The 15,675-nt window shown below is 73.1% G+C and carries 14 protein-coding genes and 1 pseudogene; 5 read left to right on the top strand and 10 right to left on the bottom strand.

The features are described from left to right. Positions 1-38: 38 nt before the first annotated feature. Positions 39-830, top strand: coding sequence for a maleylpyruvate isomerase family mycothiol-dependent enzyme (locus ACN263_RS11945; RefSeq protein WP_422739862.1), 792 nt, complete (start codon positions 39-41; stop codon positions 828-830). A gap of 42 nt (positions 831-872) precedes the next feature. Here ACN263_RS11945 and ACN263_RS11940 read toward each other — a convergent pair whose 3' ends face one another. The 3 genes from ACN263_RS11940 to ACN263_RS11930 form a co-directional block, all read right to left on the bottom strand. Further along, positions 873-2,072, bottom strand: coding sequence for an RtcB family protein (locus ACN263_RS11940; RefSeq protein WP_422739861.1), 1,200 nt, complete (start codon positions 2,070-2,072; stop codon positions 873-875). Positions 2,073-2,778: 706 nt separating this feature from the next. Further along, on the bottom strand, positions 2,779-3,240 hold the full coding sequence (locus ACN263_RS11935) for a hypothetical protein (protein WP_422739860.1): 462 nt from the start codon (positions 3,238-3,240) through the stop codon (positions 2,779-2,781). 21 nt (positions 3,241-3,261) lie between these two features. Then, a complete protein-coding gene (locus ACN263_RS11930; RefSeq protein ID WP_422739859.1) occupies positions 3,262-4,578 on the bottom strand; it encodes an RICIN domain-containing protein in 1,317 nt (438 codons plus the stop codon). An 80-nt stretch (positions 4,579-4,658) separates the two neighbouring features. Here ACN263_RS11930 and ACN263_RS11925 point away from each other — a divergent pair, with 80 nt between their 5' ends. Next, the gene (locus ACN263_RS11925) at positions 4,659-5,924 is read left to right on the top strand and encodes a spore photoproduct lyase family protein (protein WP_422739858.1); all 1,266 of its coding nucleotides are present in this window, start codon (positions 4,659-4,661) and stop codon (positions 5,922-5,924) included. A 10-nt stretch (positions 5,925-5,934) separates the two neighbouring features. Here ACN263_RS11925 and ACN263_RS11920 read toward each other — a convergent pair whose 3' ends face one another. Both ACN263_RS11920 and ACN263_RS11915 read right to left on the bottom strand, forming a co-directional pair. Beyond that, a complete protein-coding gene (locus ACN263_RS11920; RefSeq protein WP_422739857.1) occupies positions 5,935-6,807 on the bottom strand; it encodes a M15 family metallopeptidase in 873 nt (290 codons plus the stop codon). A gap of 77 nt (positions 6,808-6,884) precedes the next feature. Continuing rightward, positions 6,885-7,904, bottom strand: a complete 1,020-nt coding sequence (locus ACN263_RS11915) for an acetylxylan esterase (protein ID WP_422740690.1) — start codon at positions 7,902-7,904, stop codon at positions 6,885-6,887. A 214-nt stretch (positions 7,905-8,118) separates the two neighbouring features. Between ACN263_RS11915 and ACN263_RS11910 the strand changes: the two genes are divergently transcribed. Continuing rightward, positions 8,119-9,141 carry a LacI family DNA-binding transcriptional regulator gene (locus ACN263_RS11910; protein WP_422739856.1) on the top strand — a complete coding sequence of 341 codons (1,023 nt, stop codon included), beginning with the start codon at positions 8,119-8,121 and terminating at the stop codon, positions 9,139-9,141. 117 nt (positions 9,142-9,258) lie between these two features. Here the strand turns inward: ACN263_RS11910 and ACN263_RS11905 are convergent, their stop codons facing one another. The 3 genes from ACN263_RS11905 to ACN263_RS11895 form a co-directional block, all read right to left on the bottom strand. After that, entirely contained in the window at positions 9,259-10,041 is a 783-nt protein-coding gene (locus ACN263_RS11905) for a peptidylprolyl isomerase (RefSeq protein ID WP_422740689.1), read from the bottom strand. A 151-nt stretch (positions 10,042-10,192) separates the two neighbouring features. Beyond that, on the bottom strand, positions 10,193-11,422 hold the full coding sequence (locus ACN263_RS11900; protein ID WP_422739855.1) for a D-alanyl-D-alanine carboxypeptidase family protein: 1,230 nt from the start codon (positions 11,420-11,422) through the stop codon (positions 10,193-10,195). A gap of 63 nt (positions 11,423-11,485) precedes the next feature. Further along, on the bottom strand, positions 11,486-11,905 hold the full coding sequence (locus ACN263_RS11895) for a protein-tyrosine phosphatase family protein (RefSeq protein WP_422739854.1): 420 nt from the start codon (positions 11,903-11,905) through the stop codon (positions 11,486-11,488). 49 nt (positions 11,906-11,954) lie between these two features. On the opposite strand from ACN263_RS11895, the pseudogene ACN263_RS11890 reads away from it, so the two are divergent. Beyond that, positions 11,955-12,113, top strand: a pseudogene (locus ACN263_RS11890) (A/G-specific adenine glycosylase); the annotation flags it as partial. Between the two features lie 855 nt (positions 12,114-12,968). On the opposite strand, the gene ACN263_RS11885 reads toward ACN263_RS11890, so the two are convergent. Further along, positions 12,969-13,553, bottom strand: coding sequence for a hypothetical protein (locus ACN263_RS11885; RefSeq protein WP_422739853.1), 585 nt, complete (start codon positions 13,551-13,553; stop codon positions 12,969-12,971). Between the two features lie 550 nt (positions 13,554-14,103). Further along, positions 14,104-14,895 carry a DedA family protein gene (locus ACN263_RS11880; protein ID WP_422739852.1) on the bottom strand — a complete coding sequence of 264 codons (792 nt, stop codon included), beginning with the start codon at positions 14,893-14,895 and terminating at the stop codon, positions 14,104-14,106. 85 nt (positions 14,896-14,980) lie between these two features. Here ACN263_RS11880 and ACN263_RS11875 point away from each other — a divergent pair, with 85 nt between their 5' ends. Beyond that, entirely contained in the window at positions 14,981-15,661 is a 681-nt protein-coding gene (locus tag ACN263_RS11875) for a carbon-nitrogen hydrolase family protein (RefSeq protein WP_422740688.1), read from the top strand. The last annotated feature ends 14 nt before the right edge of the window (positions 15,662-15,675 follow it).

Genomic DNA, 15,675 nt, shown 5'->3' with positions numbered 1-15,675 from the left:
GCGTCCCGAGCATCGTCGAAGATCCGTTGAGGAGACACATGTCCACGCCTGCCGACCAGATCATCCACGCGCTACGGGCGGGCCACGAGGAGCTCGCCGCGCTCGTGCGCGACCTCAAGGAAGAGGACCTGCGCCAGCCCTCGGGGGCCAGCGAGTGGCAGGTTTCCCAGGTGCTCAGCCACCTCGGCAGCGGCGCCGAGATCGGCCTCGCGGCCCTGACCGCCGCGCGGGAGGGCACGCCCGCGCCGGACGGCGACTTCAACCGCGGCGTGTGGCAGCGCTGGGACGCCATGTCCCCCGAGGACCACGCCGCCGGCTTCCTGGAGGCGAACGAGCGGCTGGTCGAGGCGTACGAGGCGCTGGACGCCGAGACCCGCCGGTCGCTGCGGATCGACCTCGGTTTCCTGCCCGAGCCGGTCGACGTCGCCACCGCCGCCCGGTTCCGGCTCAGCGAGTTCGCCCTGCACCAGTGGGACGCCGAGGTGGCGTTCAACCCGTTCGCGGCGGTGACGCCGGAGGCGGTGCCGCTGCTGCTCGACCAGATCGGCGGCATGCTGGGCTGGACCAGCCGGCCGCAGGAGCTGGCCGGCCGGGAGGGCACCCTGCTGGTACGACTGCGCGACCCCGAGCGGACGTTCGGGCTGCGGCTGGGCGAGCAGGTCACCCTGACCGACGTGCCGGAGCAGCCCGACGGTGAGCTGTCCCTGCCGGCCGAGGCGTGGCTGCGGCTGGTGGTCGGCCGGCTCGGCCCGCGCTACACCCCGGACGGGGTGCAGGTCAGCGGTCCGGTGACCCTGGACGATCTGCGCCGGGTCTTCGTCGGCTTCTGAGGCGTCGCGCGGGCCGGTGCTCCCGGCCCGCGCGTACCCTCGTCAGCCCTTGACGCAGACGACCTGCTTGAGGTGCGCGACCACCTCCACCAGGTCGTCCTGCTGGGCCATCACGGCGGTGATGTCCTTGTACGCGCCGGGGATCTCGTCGACCACCCCGGCGTCCTTGCGGCACTCCACGCCCTCGGTCTGTGCGGCCAGGTCCGCGGTGCTGAACGTCCGCTTGGCCTGCGCCCGCGACATCCGCCGCCCGGCCCCGTGCGACGCCGAGCAGTACGCGTCCGGGTTCCCCCGACCCCGCACGATGTACGACCCGGTGCCCATCGACCCGGGGATGATGCCCAGGTCACCCCGGCCGGCCCGGATCGCGCCCTTGCGGGTGACCAGCACGTCCACGCCGTCGTAGCGCTCCTCGGCGACGTAGTTGTGGTGGCACGAGATGGGCTCGTCGTAGCCGACCTGCGGGAACTGCTCGCGCACCACGTTGCAGAGCAGGGCCAGCATGACGGCCCGGTTGCGCCGCGCGTACTCCTGCGCCCACCACAGGTCCCGCCGGTACGCCTCCATCTCCGGCGTGCCGGCGAGGAACACGGCCAGGTCCCGGTCGGGCAGGTCGGCGTTGTGCGGCAGGCCCCGGGCCACGCCGATGTGCCGCTCGGCCAGTTCCTTGCCGATGTTGCGGGACCCGGAGTGCAGCATCAGCCAGACCCGGCCCTCGTCGTCGCCGCCCTGCTCGAGGCAGACCTCGATGAAGTGGTTGCCGCCGCCGAGCGTCCCGAGCTGCCGCTGGGCACGAGTCTCGAGCTGCGCCACCCGCCGGTCCAGGCCGGCGAAGCGGCCCCAGAAGTCGTCCCAGCCGGCCTGCTCCAGCCCCCGGACCCGACGCGGGTTGACCGCCTCGGTCCGCTGCGCGAAGCCGACCGGAATGGTGGCCTCGATCGCGGATCGCAGCCCGCCCAGGTCGTCCGGCAGGTCGGCGGCGGTCAGCGAGGTACGCACCGCCGACATGCCGCAGCCGATGTCGACGCCGACGGCGGCCGGCGAGACGGCCTGCCGCATGGCGATCACCGAGCCGACCGTGGCCCCCTTGCCGAAGTGCACGTCGGGCATGACGGCGACACCCTGCACCCAGGGCAGCGCGCCGATGTTGCGCAGCTGCTTCGCGGCCTGCGGCTCGATGGCGTACGGGTCGGTCCAGACCCGGACCGGCGCCCGGGTGCCGGCGAGCGGGGTGAATCCCATGATGGTCTCCTTCTGTCGTGCGGGTGACCGATATCGATCAGGAGCGGGCGTCGGCGATCGGGCGGCGTGCCGTGGATACGAGAAGGCCGCCCGATCCCGGTGGGGAGGGGCGGCCGGCGGACGCATCAGCGTCGGCGTCAGGCGCGCCACCCCGGCCCGGCGCCCCGCAAGGGGTTACAGGTGATGGTCGCGGAGGGGGTGAGTAGATAGCCACGGGCAGGAAGCAGACACCGGGCGGCGTCGGTGCGGACGCGTCGCGACACGGCGTACTCCTCTCGTGGTTGCTCTCGACCTGGCACCGGTGACAGTAGAAGGGCGGCAGCGCGTCCGCAATGGATATCGGCCGGCCCGGTTGCTCGGGCCGGTGGCCCTGTCACCCGCGCGTCCTGTCGAGCTGCCCCAGTTGTGGGGCGAGGCGCCTGCGAGCGCCACGCACAGCGGGACCGGCGCGATCCGGACCGGGGACTAGGCCCTCCGCGAGCGCCACGCACAGCGGGACCGGCGCGGGGGCGAGGCGCCCCGCGAGCGCCACTCGCAGCGAGACGGGCGCGGGCGCCGGACTGACGGCCCGGTCCCGGCGTCGCCCTCGGGGCCGCGATGCGCGCCCCATTTCCGGGGCAGCTCGACAGGAGCACACCGCAGGGGTCGACATGGCCGGGCCCGGCCCTCGTCGAGAGGCCGGGCCCGGGTCGCACGCTGAGGCGGTTCAGGTGTCGTAGCAGCCGTCCCACGGCGGGTCGAACCCGAGGTCGTCGGGGAGGAACTCGGCGTGGTCGTCGCCGTCGTACTCCTCGGACCAGTCGACCAGCCCGAACACGTGCCCGTCGACCTCGACCTGGAACAGCCGGATGGCGATGTCGGCGAAGACGCGGCCGGGCAGCGCGTCCAGCCACTCGATGAGGCGGGCCTCGGCCCGGTCGATGGAGGCGTCCTCGTGCTCGCTGGTGCCGGCGAACCAGATGTCGGAGTCGGTGTGCGTGCCGTCGGCGTCGAACCGGTGCAGCACGGCGTACCACCGCTTGTGGCGGTACCAGTCGTCGTCGGCTCCGACACCGTCCTCGAGAGTGGCGGTGACGGAGCCGAAGAACTGACCCTTGTCGTAGTGGCCGATGGTGCTGGTGCGGTAGTCGGGCTCGTGCGCGATCGGCACCAGGTCGGGAATCGCCATGGCCGGCAGGCTACCGCCGAGCTACGACACGACCGCCAGCCGGAACGACTGCGCCGCGGTGCCGTTGCAGGTGTACTGGATGAGTTGGACGCTGTCCGCGGTGGAGGCTCCGGGCACGTCCAGGCACTTGCCGCTGGCGCGGTTCACCAGGCGGTAGTAGCCGCCGCCCTCGGACTCCGCGCGCCACTGCTGGTTGGTGCCGCCGCTGTAGGACCAGAGCTGGATGGGGGCCGAGTCGGCGGTCGAGCGATCCGTCACGTCGAGCACCTGGGCGCTGTTGTTGCGGTTGTTGATCCGCAGGTAGCCGTCGCTGGTCGGCACGAACTGGTACTGCTGGGCGGCGCTGTTGTTGCAGGCGTACTGCTGGATCGCGGTGCCGTTCGCGCTGGCGGCGGCCCGCGCGTCCACGCACTTGCCGCTGCCCCGGTTGACCACGGTGTGCCAGGCCGTCGGCGAGATCGGGCCGGCGCTGCCGGTCGGGGTGGGGGTCGGCGTGGGCGACGTGCCGACGCCGGCGAGCCAGTGCAGCCCGTCGATCAGCAGCTTGTTCTGCTGCGGGCTGTCGAAGGTGGACGACAGGCCGGTCTTGGTGGCGTAGTCCATCCTGTTGTGCCCGAAGTTGGCGTAGATCATCTTGTACTGGCGGTTGCTCCACACCAGCGGGTAGTAGCCGCTGTACCAGGACTGGTTGGGGTCGGTGCCGACCGGGAAGCTCGACGGGTCGACCGACGCCAGGATGTCGATGTTGGGGTTCTGCCGCAGGTCGTTGCTCCAGGAGTACCACTCGCTGAACGACGACGAGAACGTCGCCGGCAGGTTCCGGGTGGCGGCGTGGGTGCGGTTGTCGACGCGCATGGTGACCCGGGTCGGGAGCCAGGTGTTGGTACGGAACGCGCCGGAGCCGAGGAAGGTGTTGTAGTACCAGCTCCAGCTCGACGGGTTGTCGGTCCAGGCGCTCACATGGAAGCCCATCCACGCCCCGCCGTTCTGCACGTACTGCTGGAACGCGGCGCGCTGGGCGGTCGGCGGCGCGTCGTCCAGGAACATGACGACCTTGTACTGGGCCAGGTTGGAGGTGTTCAGCAGGCTCCAGTTGTTGGTGGCCTCCCAGGAGAAGCCGTACTGGGCGGCGGCCTGCGGGAACCAGGCGCGCGCGTCCTTGACGAAGTCGATGTGCGCGTCGTCCCAGGTGCCGTTGTAGAAGGCCAGGACCTTGAACGTGGGCGCGGCCTGCGCGCTGCGCGCGACGCCGAGGCCGACGCCGGCGCCGACCGCGACGACCAGGGCGACGAACACGGACAGGATCCTTCTGGTACGGGAGGAGAGTTCTGCGATCACCTGATCGTCCCTTCGGTCGGGACGCGCGCCGCCGCGTCGGGGTAAATCTGTTCACAAGGTTTACAGATAGACGAAAGATTATGCGTTCCGAACCTGTGGCGTCAATCGCCGGGCCGGCGATCGGGTGGGATTCCTGCGGCAACGGGTACTCCATCCCGGTGACCAGCCCGGACGCCGTCGACGTCGACACCCCGCTGGCCGTGGACGTGCCCGCCGCGCCGCACGACGCCAGCAGCGAGTGGGTGCCGACCCGTGACCTGGCCGGCCTCGCCCCGGCGGCGCGACCCGCGCGTCGCTGGACCCCGAATCGGGTGGTGGCCACCCCGGCCGCCCTGGACCACCCGCACGGGCAGCGGATCGTCGACCGGGTGCAGGCGCTCGGCATCGAGGTGGAACGGCTGAGGGCGAACCGGCTCAGCGGGGTGCGCGGACAGACCGACCGCGAGACGTACGCCCGGGCCAAGGGGACCCTGGCGATCGTGGTGAGTCCACCGTCGCGGCGCGACCTGCAACCCATCGCGCCCAGCGCCGACTGGCGCGTCGACCTCGCCGAGGGCTGCCCCGCGCACTGCCAGTACTGCTACCTGGCCGGCTCGCTCTCCGGCCCGCCGGTGACCCGGGTGTACGCGGACCTCGACGACATCCTGGCCGGACTGACCCCGTACGCCGGGCGCGGCACGGTGACCAGCCGCGACGCGCGTCGCGCCGACGAGGGCACCACGTTCGAGGCGTCCTGCTACACCGACCCCCTCGCGTTGGAGCACCTCACCGGCAGTTGGCAACGGGCGGTGCGGCACTTCGCCGACTGGGACGCCCCCGTGCAGTTGCGCTGGACCACCAAGTACGCCGACGTGGACAGCTTCGTCGGCCTGCCCCACCACGGCCGCACCCGGGTCCGCTTCAGCGTCAACTGCGCCCCGGTCAGCGAGCGGTTCGAGGGCGGCACCGCCCGGGTGCCGGACCGGCTCGCCGCCCTGCGTCGGCTCGCGCTCGACCGCTACCCGGTCGGGCTGACCATCGCGCCGATCATCGCGCTGCCCGACTGGCGCGAGGCGTACGGCGAGCTGCTGGACCAGGTCCGCGCGGCGGTCGACGGGGTACCGGACCTGGACCTGACCGCCGAGCTGATCACCCACCGGTTCACGCCCGGCAGCAGGGAGGTGCTGCTCGGCTGGTACCCGCGTACCCGGTTGGAGATGGACGTGGCGGCGCGCAGCCGCAAGCACGGCCGGTTCGGCGCGGTGAAGTACGTCTACCCCCGGGACACGATGGCCGAACTGCGCGGGTGGTTCACCGACGAGCTGGCCGCGCGGGTGCCCGCCTGCCGCGTCCTCTACTGGACCTGACGGCCAAGGCTCACCCGAGCGAGGAGCGGGCGACCGGCGCGGAGAAGAACGTGTCCGGGTACGGCTCGTCGCGCAGGCGGTAGTGCCACCACTCCCGGTCGTAGTTCACGAATCCGGCGTCGGTCATCAGCCGCCGCAGCAGGTGCCGGTTGTCCCGCGCGGCACCGGTGATCCGGGGGTCGTCGGTGTGCGCCCGGGCGTCGAAGCAGTCGAAGCCCGTACCCATGTCGATGCTGTTGTCCGGGAAACGTTGCGCCCGGGGCGCGGTGCAGGCCACCAACGACTGGCCGGGCCGGTACGGCGGTTGGCTGGCGGCGGGCTCGTCGACGAGCGTCAGGTCCAGCGTGCTGCCCCGGCTGTGCGCGGTCGGCGCGCCGATGTAGCCGTCGGCGAAGAGCCGGTCCTTCGCCACGTCGGGATAGAACTCGGCCTTGGTCTGCTGCTCACCGGGACGCTTCGACCAGGCGACGAAGTCGTCGACCGCCGGCTGGGGGCGGTAGCAGTCGTACACCTTGAGGCTGCGACCCCCGGCGAGCGCGGCGTCCTGGACCCGGCGCAGCGCCTCGGCGGCCTGCCGGGTGAGCAGGCACAGCGGCTCGCGGTAGCCGGCGATCGGCCGGCCCACGAAGTTGTGCGCCGTGGCGTAGCGGATGTCGGCGTGGATGCGCGGGTCGAGGTCGGTCAGCACCACGAAGCCCGGCAAACCGCCCGCGCCCGGCGGGGTCGCGCTCGGCCGGGTAGGAGGACCGCCGGACGCCGGTGGTGGGCTCGCCGAGGCCGGGGTGGCGACCGTCGGCGCGGGGCGTGGCGGCGTGGAGCAGCCCACGAGGGCCGCGACGAGCGCCAGCACGGCGACCCCGGCCGACCGCCCTGACCTGCACACGAGTCCTGTCTACCAAAGGCGCTCGGTGTCGCGCGGCGGATCGTGCGGGCATCCTGGACCTGGCCCGGCGGGCCCGCTCACCCGCCGGGCGTCAGCGGAACCGGCTGGGCCGCGGCCGGCACCGCCTCGGGCGCTGCGGCCAACTGCGCGGTGAGGAAGCGCAGGGCCGCCTCGTCGTCGTCGATCCCCCCGGCCTCGTGGCCGTTGTAGCGCCACACCGACAGCTCCGTCGGCCCCGCGTGGGAGTTGTGGGCGGCGTAGACGCCCGAGGGCGGCACGATGTCGTCCATCAACGCCACCGAGTACCGGGTGGGCCGGCGGCAGCGCCGCGCGAAGTTGACCCCGTCGACGTACGACAGGGTGGTCAGCGTCCGCTCCTCGGCGTTCCGGTGGATCGCCAGGTAGTCGCGGATCTCCCGGTACGGGTGAGCGTCGGTGACCACCACCGCGCGCGGGATGTCGCAGAGGAACGGCACGAGGGCCACCACCGCCCGCACACCGGGCGCCAACGCGCCGGCCGCGAGCGCCATGGCGCCGCCCTGGCTGTGCCCGAGCACCGCCAGCCGGGTCGGGTCGACCATCGGCAGGGTACGGGCGGCGTCCACGGCGCGTACCGCGTCGGTGATCAATCGTCGGTAGTAGTAGGTGCGCGGGTCGGCGATGCCCCGCGTCGCCACGCCGGGCGCCTGCGCGCCGGTCGCGCCCAGGTCCGAGGTGTCGCCCCGGCTCCAGCCCGAGCCCTGTCCCCGGGTGTCCATCTGCAGGTGGGTGAGCCCGGCGGTCGCCCAGAGCAGGTTCTCCAGCGGGTGCCCGCGCCCGCCGCCGTAGCCCACGTACTGCACGACGGTCGGCAACGCGGTGCCGGTGCCGTGCGGAACCCGCAGCCAGGCCCGTACGGGCTGTCCGGCGAAGCCGGGGAACGTCACGTCGTACACGTCGATGGCGGTCAGGCCGGTCACCACGGGTTCCAGCCGGACCGGCCACGCGGCCTCGCGCGCCTGGGCGAGGGTGTGCGCCCAGAAGTCGTCGAAGTCGGCGGGCTCGCGCACCACGCCGCGGTACTCGCGTAGCTGCTCCTCGGGCAGGTCCGTGTACATGGCGTCCTTGTCTGTCGCGCGGGGCGGTACGCCGAGACGCATCCGACAAATTACCGGAACATTTCCGCAACTCTGCCGAACGCTATGACCGACCTGGCGTGTCGTCAACCCCCCTCGGTGAGGCAAGATGACCCGAGGAACGGGCGTGCCGTTCCGGGACACGGGACGGGCGACGCGAGCGGCGGCCCCTCCCGGAGCGGTGAAGGAGACACGGGTGGACGCGGACGACGGACGCAGGGTGACCATCACCGCGATCGCACGGGAGGCCGGCGTCTCGGTGCCGACCGTGTCGCGGGTGCTCAACGGTCGGTCCGATGTGGCCCCCGACACCCGGGAACGCGTCGAGGAGTTGTTGCGCCACCACGGCTACCGACGCCGCAGCAGCCGCAGCGTCCGTCGCGCGGGCCTTGTCGACCTGGTCTTCAACGACCTGGACAGCCCCTGGGCCGTGGAGATCATCCGGGGGGTGGAGGACGTCGGGCACGGCGCCGGTGTCGGCACCGTCGTCTCCGCGATCCACCGGCAGCCCACCGCGGCCCGGCAGTGGTTGCAGAACCTGCGCACCCGGGCCACCGACGGGGTCATCTTCGTGACCTCGCACCTGAGCCCGCCGCTGCACGCCCAACTGCGCCGCCTCAACGTGCCGGTGGTGGTCGTCGACCCGGCCGGCGTGCCGGCGATGGACGTGCCGACCATCGGCGCCACCAACTGGGCCGGCGGCCTCGCCGCGACCGAGCACCTGCTGGCGATCGGTCACCGTCGGATCGGGTTCGTGGCCGGCCCGACGCACCTGCTGTGCAGCCGGGCCCGGCTCGACGGCTACCGGGCCGGGTTGGAGGCCGCCGGGGTGCCGGTGGACGACGCGCTGATCTACCCGGGCGACTTCTACCACGCCTCCGGCTTCGCGGGCGGCACCGCGCTGCTCGACCTGCCCGATCCGCCGACCGGCATCTTCGCGGCCAGCGACCAGATGGCGTTCGGCGTCTACGAGGCCATCCGCCGCCGTGGGCTGCGGGTTCCGGACGACGTGAGCGTGGTGGGTTTCGACGACCTGCCGGAGGCCCGCTGGGCGTCACCGCCGCTGACCACCGTCCGGCAACCCCTGGTCGAGATGGGTCGCCTCGCGGCCCGGACGGTGCTGCGACTGGCCCAGGGTGAGGGCATCGACTCCCCCCGGGTGGAGCTCGCCACCGAGATGGTCGTCCGGGACAGCACCACCGCGCCGCCGACCGGCTGACCCGCGTCGTTCCGACGGCCCGAATCGGTCGGATACCTGGTTCCGGCGGTACCGGTCGGGCTTTCGGAAATTCCGGCGCGCGGTGAGCGGCCCGCGCCGCCCACCGCGCCCAGCGGATCAGTGGTGGTGTGCGCGTACGGCCCGGCAGATGGTCACCGGCAGCGCGGGCGCGCCGTCGACCGGCGCGGGATCCTCGGCCGTCGGCGCCACGCCTCCGGCGGCAATCCGGTCCAGCGTGTCCAGCCCGGCCGCGTCGACCGTGCCGAAGATCGTGTAGTTGGGCCGCAGCGCCGAGGCTGCGTACACCAGGAAGAACTGGCTGCCGTTGGTGTCCGGCCCGGCGTTGGCCATCGCCAGCACACCCCGCGCGTAGAGCCGGCGGACGCCGGTCGGGTCGGTGGGCGCGGGCGGCAGGTCGGTGGGCAGCTCGTCGCGGTACCGGTAGCCCGGTCCACCCTCGCCGGTACCGGACGGGTCGCCGCACTGCAACACGCTCAGCGTGGGGTACGCGGTCAGCCGGTGACACGGGGTGCGGTCGTAGAACCGCTTTCCGACCAGGTGCAGGAAGCTCTGTACGGTGCACGGCGCGGCGGCCCGGTCCAGGGTCAACCCGATCGGCCCCTGATTCGTGGAGAGCGTCACGCGCACGCGGCCCCGGTCCGGGGTACGACGCGGATCGGGCGGCAGCGGTACCGGCCGGGCGGCCGGCTCGTCCGGCGTCTCGGTGTACGCGCACGGGCCGTGCGTGGTGCGCGGCGGGCGGGCATCGGCGGGCGGGGCAGCCGCCGCGCGGGCTCCACCGGACGCGTCGACGGTGGGGCCCGGCGCGGCCACCGCAGTGGCCGACGCGCCGACGACCAGCGCCGCGGCGATCGCCGTCACGCCCGCGAGGCGGGTCAGCGCACGCACCGACGGGCGGGGTGCCGCCGCGCCGGAGGGCGTTTCGCGTTCACTCGACACAGGGATCCTCCTGGGACTCGCGCTGCCAGAAAGACCGGAGTCTATGGATGCCGGGGCCGGTTGTCGATCGCCGCGACCGGTTGCCGACCCGTCAGGCCAACCGGCGGCGGCGGTGCCACAGCAGCCCGCCCAGCAGCACCAGCACCCCCGCGCCACTGATCGCGACCACCGACCAGAGCCAGCCGGGCCCGGTGTGCGCCGGACCGCTGGCCGCCGCCGGACGAGCCGGGCCGGGCGCGGCCAGCGCGGACGAGGCCGGCGACGGCGTGGCGGTCAGCTCACCCGGCTCGACCAGCCGACCGACGGCGGCGTCGCGGGGCAGCGAGAAACCCCAGTCCAGCAGGGCCGCACCCTGCTCCCAGCCGCGCATCGGCGCCGGCTCGGCACCCAGCAACGTCACCACCAGCCGGCGACCGTTGCGCTGCGCCGCCCCGACGTACGTGTGCCGCGCCAGATCGGTGAAGCCCGTCTTGCCGCCCAACGCGCCCGGGTACCGGTAGATGAGCTGGTTCTCGTTCTGGATCTGGAAGCCCTTCGTCCGCTGCGCCGGCTGCGCGGGAATCGTCGCCAGGTCGGTGAGCGCGTACCGGCGGAACGTCGGCTGCGCGAAGCAGGCCCGGGCGATCAGTGCCAGGTCGTACGCGCTGGTGAACTGGCCCTTGCCGTCCAGGCCGGACGGGGTTACGGCATGCGTCTGGAGCGCTCCGAGGTGGTGCGCCTGCTCGTTCATGGCGCGCACTCCCCCGGCCGCCCCGTCCGGGCCGCCGCCGAGGCGGGCCAGCGCGTTCGCCGCCTCGTTGCCGGAGTTCAGCAGCAGCCCCAACCAGATCGTCTCGATCGTGTAGCGGCCACCCTCGACCAGGCCGACGGCGGACGAACCGGGCTCGATGTTCATGTCCGCCGCGGTGACGGTCACCGTCTCGGCCGGGTCGAGTCGAGGCATCATGGTGGCCGCCAGCAACAGCTTCTGGACGCTGGCCGGCGTGCCGTACTCGTGCGGGCCGCAGCCGCCAAGCACCTGGCCGGAGTCCAGGTCCGCGACCAGCCACGAGGTGGCCGTGATCGCCGGTGGCGCGTCCACGCCGGCCGGCACGACCAGGCCGCTGGTGGCCAGCCCGGCGCCGCCGACCACCCGCGCCTCGGGCACGGCGGGCGGCGGCGACGGGCGCGGCGGCCGGGACATCGCCGGGGCCGGCACCCGCGGGCACCGCACGGCCGGCGGGGCGGCGGTACGCGTGGCCGCGGCCGCCGTGCCGACAGCCGGCGCGGGAGCGAGCAGGACGGCGGACGCCGTGACCGCCAGCAGCGCAGCAGCTCTCATGTGCCCGACCCTAGTCAACAAGATCGGCCTGCGGAGGCGGTTGGCGGGTCGGCGGTGCCGTGCTCAGGTGACGCGGCGCAGCCACCGCCGCTGCCAGGGTGTCTCGATCGCCTTCGGGTGGTAGCCCGCCCGGACCCAGGGCACCGCCTGCTCGGCCGGCAGACCGTCGAGGATCGCCAGCGCGGCCAGGGCGGTGCCGGTGCGGCCGATCCCGCCCCGGCAGGCCACCTCGACGCGTTCGCCGTCGTGCGCTCGCCGCAGCGCCGCACGCAGCGCGTCGAGGGCGTCCGCCCGGTCGACCGGCACCCAGAAGTCGGGCCACCTGATCCGCCGGTGTGGCCAGGCCGGTTCCGGACCGGGTGCCAGCAGCAGCGCGAAGTCGGCCGGCGAGGCGGTGGCGGCGATGCGACGTCCGCGTACCCGCGCCCCGCTGGGCAGTACGAGCACACCGGGTTGCTCGGGCCAGGTCTGTGCGGCATCCACCGGCACATTGTGCCGTGCCCGGGGCCGGTCTTCGTGCCCGCCGGGCACCGCACCGCGCTGCACGGCCTGCCCGGTCGAGTCGGTCTGCCCCTGGCGGGCCTCCGGGCAGGAGCCGCCGACCGGCCGCCCGACCCGCCGACCGCAGCGGTACGCGGGCACCGACCGGCAGGTACGCGGACTGCTGCTCGGCGTGCTCCGGGACAACACCGGCCGTCGGTCTGGACCATCGTTGTCCCGACCGATGCCTCAGGGTGACGGCCGAGGCGGACCTTGACCACCGGCGGTAACCCCCGCAGGGGTGGCGCGGGGTGCACGCCCGTCCTTTGCTCTGCTTACACGGAGGCGACACTTGTGGGCCTCGGGTGTTGCCTCCGTGTAAGCAGAGCAAAGGACGTCGGACCCATGCCCGCCAGCCGCCCAGCGGCAGCGGCAGCGGCAGCGGCAGCGGCAGCGGCAGCGGCAGCGGCATTCGGCCCGTTCGGTAGCCCGCAATCCTGGACATGGAGGTATCGGGCGCACCCGAGGCCGCCGCATCGACGTTGCCGGGCGATTACGCGGGGCGCTCGGCCGCCGGTGAGGTTCGGCTGCGGGCGGGCGGGCGGGCGGGCGGGCGGGCGGGCGGGCGGGCGGGCGGGCGGGCACACAATAAGGGGCGGGGCCCGGGTGGCTTGCGCCGCCGGAGCCCCGCCCCTTGTGCTGCTGATCGTGCTACTGGTCGGCGCCCGCTGCCGCGGTGCGGCGGCGGTGCCGGCGAGGTCGGCCGGAACGGCATCCGGAAGAAAGCGCCGCCCCCGACCAGATGGTCGGGGGCGGCGCCGGTGTCGGTGTGCAGGTCGCCTCTCGGCGAGTGGCGCGACGCGGCTCCAGCCGAACGGTATTCCGCGAGGGCTATGTAGGTGAGGCCCGGGGACACTGAGTCACACCGACACTGGTTCACAACCAGCCGAGGCCGCCCGATGTTCCCGCTCCGGCGAGGTCGTTGGGGAGAGACGATCCGCCGGGCGGTGACGCCGATGGCCGGCACCCCGGGGGATGCCGGCCATCGAGCGGGTCGTGCGATGGGTCAGCTGTTCCAGTACTGGCCGACCAGGTCGGCGGCCTGCTGCTCCCACTGGGCGTAGGCGTCCGGGTACGCGGAGACCTGCACGGTCTGCGCGGCGTCGGTCAGCGGCATGTCCTGCCAACCGTCAACCTGACGCAGGCCCTTGAGGAACGCCGTCGTCGAGTACTCGGGATCGGTGATCTGCTCCGGCGTACCCCAACCACTGGACGGGCGCTGCTGGAACAGACCCAGCGAGTCGTGGTCGTTCATATCGCCGAGGTGGCCCAGGTTCTCCAGCTTCGACTCCTGCAGGCTCGTCGCGATCGAGATGACCGCCGCCCGCTCCGGCAGACCGGCCTTCTTCGTGGCCGCGATGATGGCCTTGGCGTTGCCGATCTGCTCGTCGTTCAGGTCGATGTGCGACTGCTCGCCCTGGGTGCCGTGCGGGATCAGCTTGCTGCTGTCGGGCTTGTCGGCCTGCACCACGGCCACCGGCCGGGTGTCCGTGTGCGAGGTGGCGACGTGCGCGATCGGGCCGGCGAAAACCCCACCGGCGAACGCGAGACCGGCAACGGACAGCATGCTCTTACGGAAGATCGTGTTCATGGGGTAGCTCCTTCGGGGGTAGGAAACACCCGCCTCACCACGGGGGAGCGGCGACGCGGATGTGCGCACCTCGTCCGGGCGCTGGCAAAGTCTTGGGGGGCGGCGGCCTGCGAGCGGGGGCTCGGGCGCCGCGGACCGGGTTCAACGACCCGACGACCGGGGTCATTCCCGGGGGCCTGGCGGCCTGCGGGCGGGGTGCTCGCGGCGGCCGGTCAGTGTGTAACGACCCGGTGGCCGGGGCCATTCCCACAGGCGGGCGGCCCGTGGGGGCGTCTGACCCGTGGTCCTGCGATCGTCAGGGTGTGTAACGGCCCCCGGCCCGCCACGATTCCAGCCCACGAGTGCAGCCGGTCACCACACGGGCCCCACAACCGGACATCGCGCCCAGCCGAGCCGATCCGACCCGGTGATCGACTCGAGATCGCCGAACTCGGGGTATCCGGGACCGGTCGACACCCCCATATCGGTGAAGTCGTGTCGATCAAGCGGATCGGGCGGCCCCTGGGCCATCTCGTGCAGGACGTCCCGTCCGCGCGGGGTGAACCGGCGGCTAGCGTTCGTCCGAGGCCCAGGAGGCGCCCCGGTAGAGGGTGCCGCGACCGTCGGGGTCCGGCGTACCCGCCGGTGCCGCACCCCGGCCGGAGACGTCCGAGTCCGATCCGAGGTTGCGGGCGGAGCGGCGCGCCTTCAGCACCCGCGAGCCGACGAACCAGGCGACACCCGCGACGCACGCGACGATGACGACGTTCTGGAGTGTGCCGACGTAGCCCTCGACGAGGTGCCAGTTGTCACCGAGCAGGTAGCCGGCGAGCACGAAGGTGGTGTTCCAGATCAAGCTGCCCAGCGTGGTGTAGAGCAGGAAGGTCCGCACCGGCATCCGCTCCACGCCGGCCGGGATGGAGATCAGGCTCCGGAAGATCGGGATCATCCGGCCGAAGAACACCGCCTTCACGCCGTGCCGCAGGAACCACGCCTCGGTCCGGTCCACGTCGCTGAGTTTCACCAGGGGCAGTCGGGCCACGATGGCACGCATCCGGTCGCGGCCCAGGGACGCGCCGATCAGATAGAGCGCCAACGCGCCCAGCACCGAGCCCAGCGTGGTCCAGAAGATCGCGCCGACCAGGCTCATCCGACCCTGCGCGGCCACGAAGCCGGCCAGCGGCAGGATGACCTCGCTGGGGATCGGCGGAAACAGGTTCTCCAGCGCCACCGCCAGACCTGCGCCCGGCCCGCCGAGCCGTTCCACCAGGTCGCTGACGTAGCCGACGATTCCGCCCTGTGGCGGTTCGGCCGCGGCGGCGGGGGTTCCGGTGGCGAGAACAGGATGCGACGTTCGAAGCATGCGCACACGCTACGAAGCGATCCTGAGAGTCACCCGTGAGCCGGAGGCCCCGCAGACCGCCACGGACGGGCCGCCGCGCGGTCCGTTGCGGCTGGCCGTGGCGCAGCCGCCGTGCGTACCCCTGGATGTCGCGCACAACGCGCGGGCGCACGCCGACGCGGTCCGCGCGGCGCGCGCCCGGCTGGTGGTCTTTCCGGAACTGTCCCTGACCGGGTACGAGGTGCAGGGGCCGATCGTGCCGGTGGACGACCCGCGGTTGACGCCGCTTGTCGACGCGTGCGCCGAGGCGGGCACGCTGGCGCTGGCCGGCGCGCCGATCGCCGGTGACCACATCGCCGTGCTGGCGGTGACCGGCGACGGCGTGACCGTGGCGTACCGGAAGATGTGGCTGGGCGGCGCGGAGGCGCAGCGGTTCCGGCCGGGCGATACACCGGGCGTGCTCGATGTGGACGGATGGCGCGTCGGTCTGGCGGTCTGCAAGGACACCGGGGTCGCCGCGCACGCGGAGTCGACGGCGGCACTCGGCATCGACGTGTACGCGGCGGGCGTGCTGGAGTCGGCCCGGGACGCCGCCGTGCCGGACGAGCGGGCACGCCGGATCGTCGCCACGCACGGGGTCTGGGTGGCGATGGCGAGCTTCGCCGGATCGACCGGCGGCGGCTACACCGAGGCGGCCGGCCGCTCGGCCATCTGGACACCACGCGCCGAGGTGGCTGCCCGGGCCGGCACGAGGCCGGGCGAGTGGGCGGCAACCTTGATCCATTGAGGACATGGATCTGT

Source organism: Micromonospora sp. WMMD729, assembly GCF_049315225.1.
Classification (GTDB): domain Bacteria; phylum Actinomycetota; class Actinomycetes; order Mycobacteriales; family Micromonosporaceae; genus Micromonospora.
Note: the sequence above shows the minus strand (reverse complement) of the source record. Positions and strands in the feature narration are given on the sequence as shown.

Bases quoted from the DNA above. Each gene is read 5' to 3' on its own strand.
- ACN263_RS11945 (WP_422739862.1), top strand. From the start codon at position 39: ATGTCCACGCCTGCCGACCAGATCATCCACGCGCTACGGGCGGGCCAC.
- ACN263_RS11880 (WP_422739852.1), bottom strand. From the start codon at position 14,895: ATGCTTCGAACGTCGCATCCTGTTCTCGCCACCGGAACCCCCGCCGCC.
- ACN263_RS11915 (WP_422740690.1), bottom strand. From the start codon at position 7,904: ATGTACACGGACCTGCCCGAGGAGCAGCTACGCGAGTACCGCGGCGTG.
- ACN263_RS11885 (WP_422739853.1), bottom strand. From the start codon at position 13,553: ATGAACACGATCTTCCGTAAGAGCATGCTGTCCGTTGCCGGTCTCGCG.
- ACN263_RS11940 (WP_422739861.1), bottom strand. From the start codon at position 2,072: ATGGGATTCACCCCGCTCGCCGGCACCCGGGCGCCGGTCCGGGTCTGG.
- ACN263_RS11935 (WP_422739860.1), bottom strand. From the start codon at position 3,240: ATGGCGATTCCCGACCTGGTGCCGATCGCGCACGAGCCCGACTACCGC.
- ACN263_RS11900 (WP_422739855.1), bottom strand. From the start codon at position 11,422: ATGAGAGCTGCTGCGCTGCTGGCGGTCACGGCGTCCGCCGTCCTGCTC.
- ACN263_RS11925 (WP_422739858.1), top strand. From the start codon at position 4,659: ATGCGTTCCGAACCTGTGGCGTCAATCGCCGGGCCGGCGATCGGGTGG.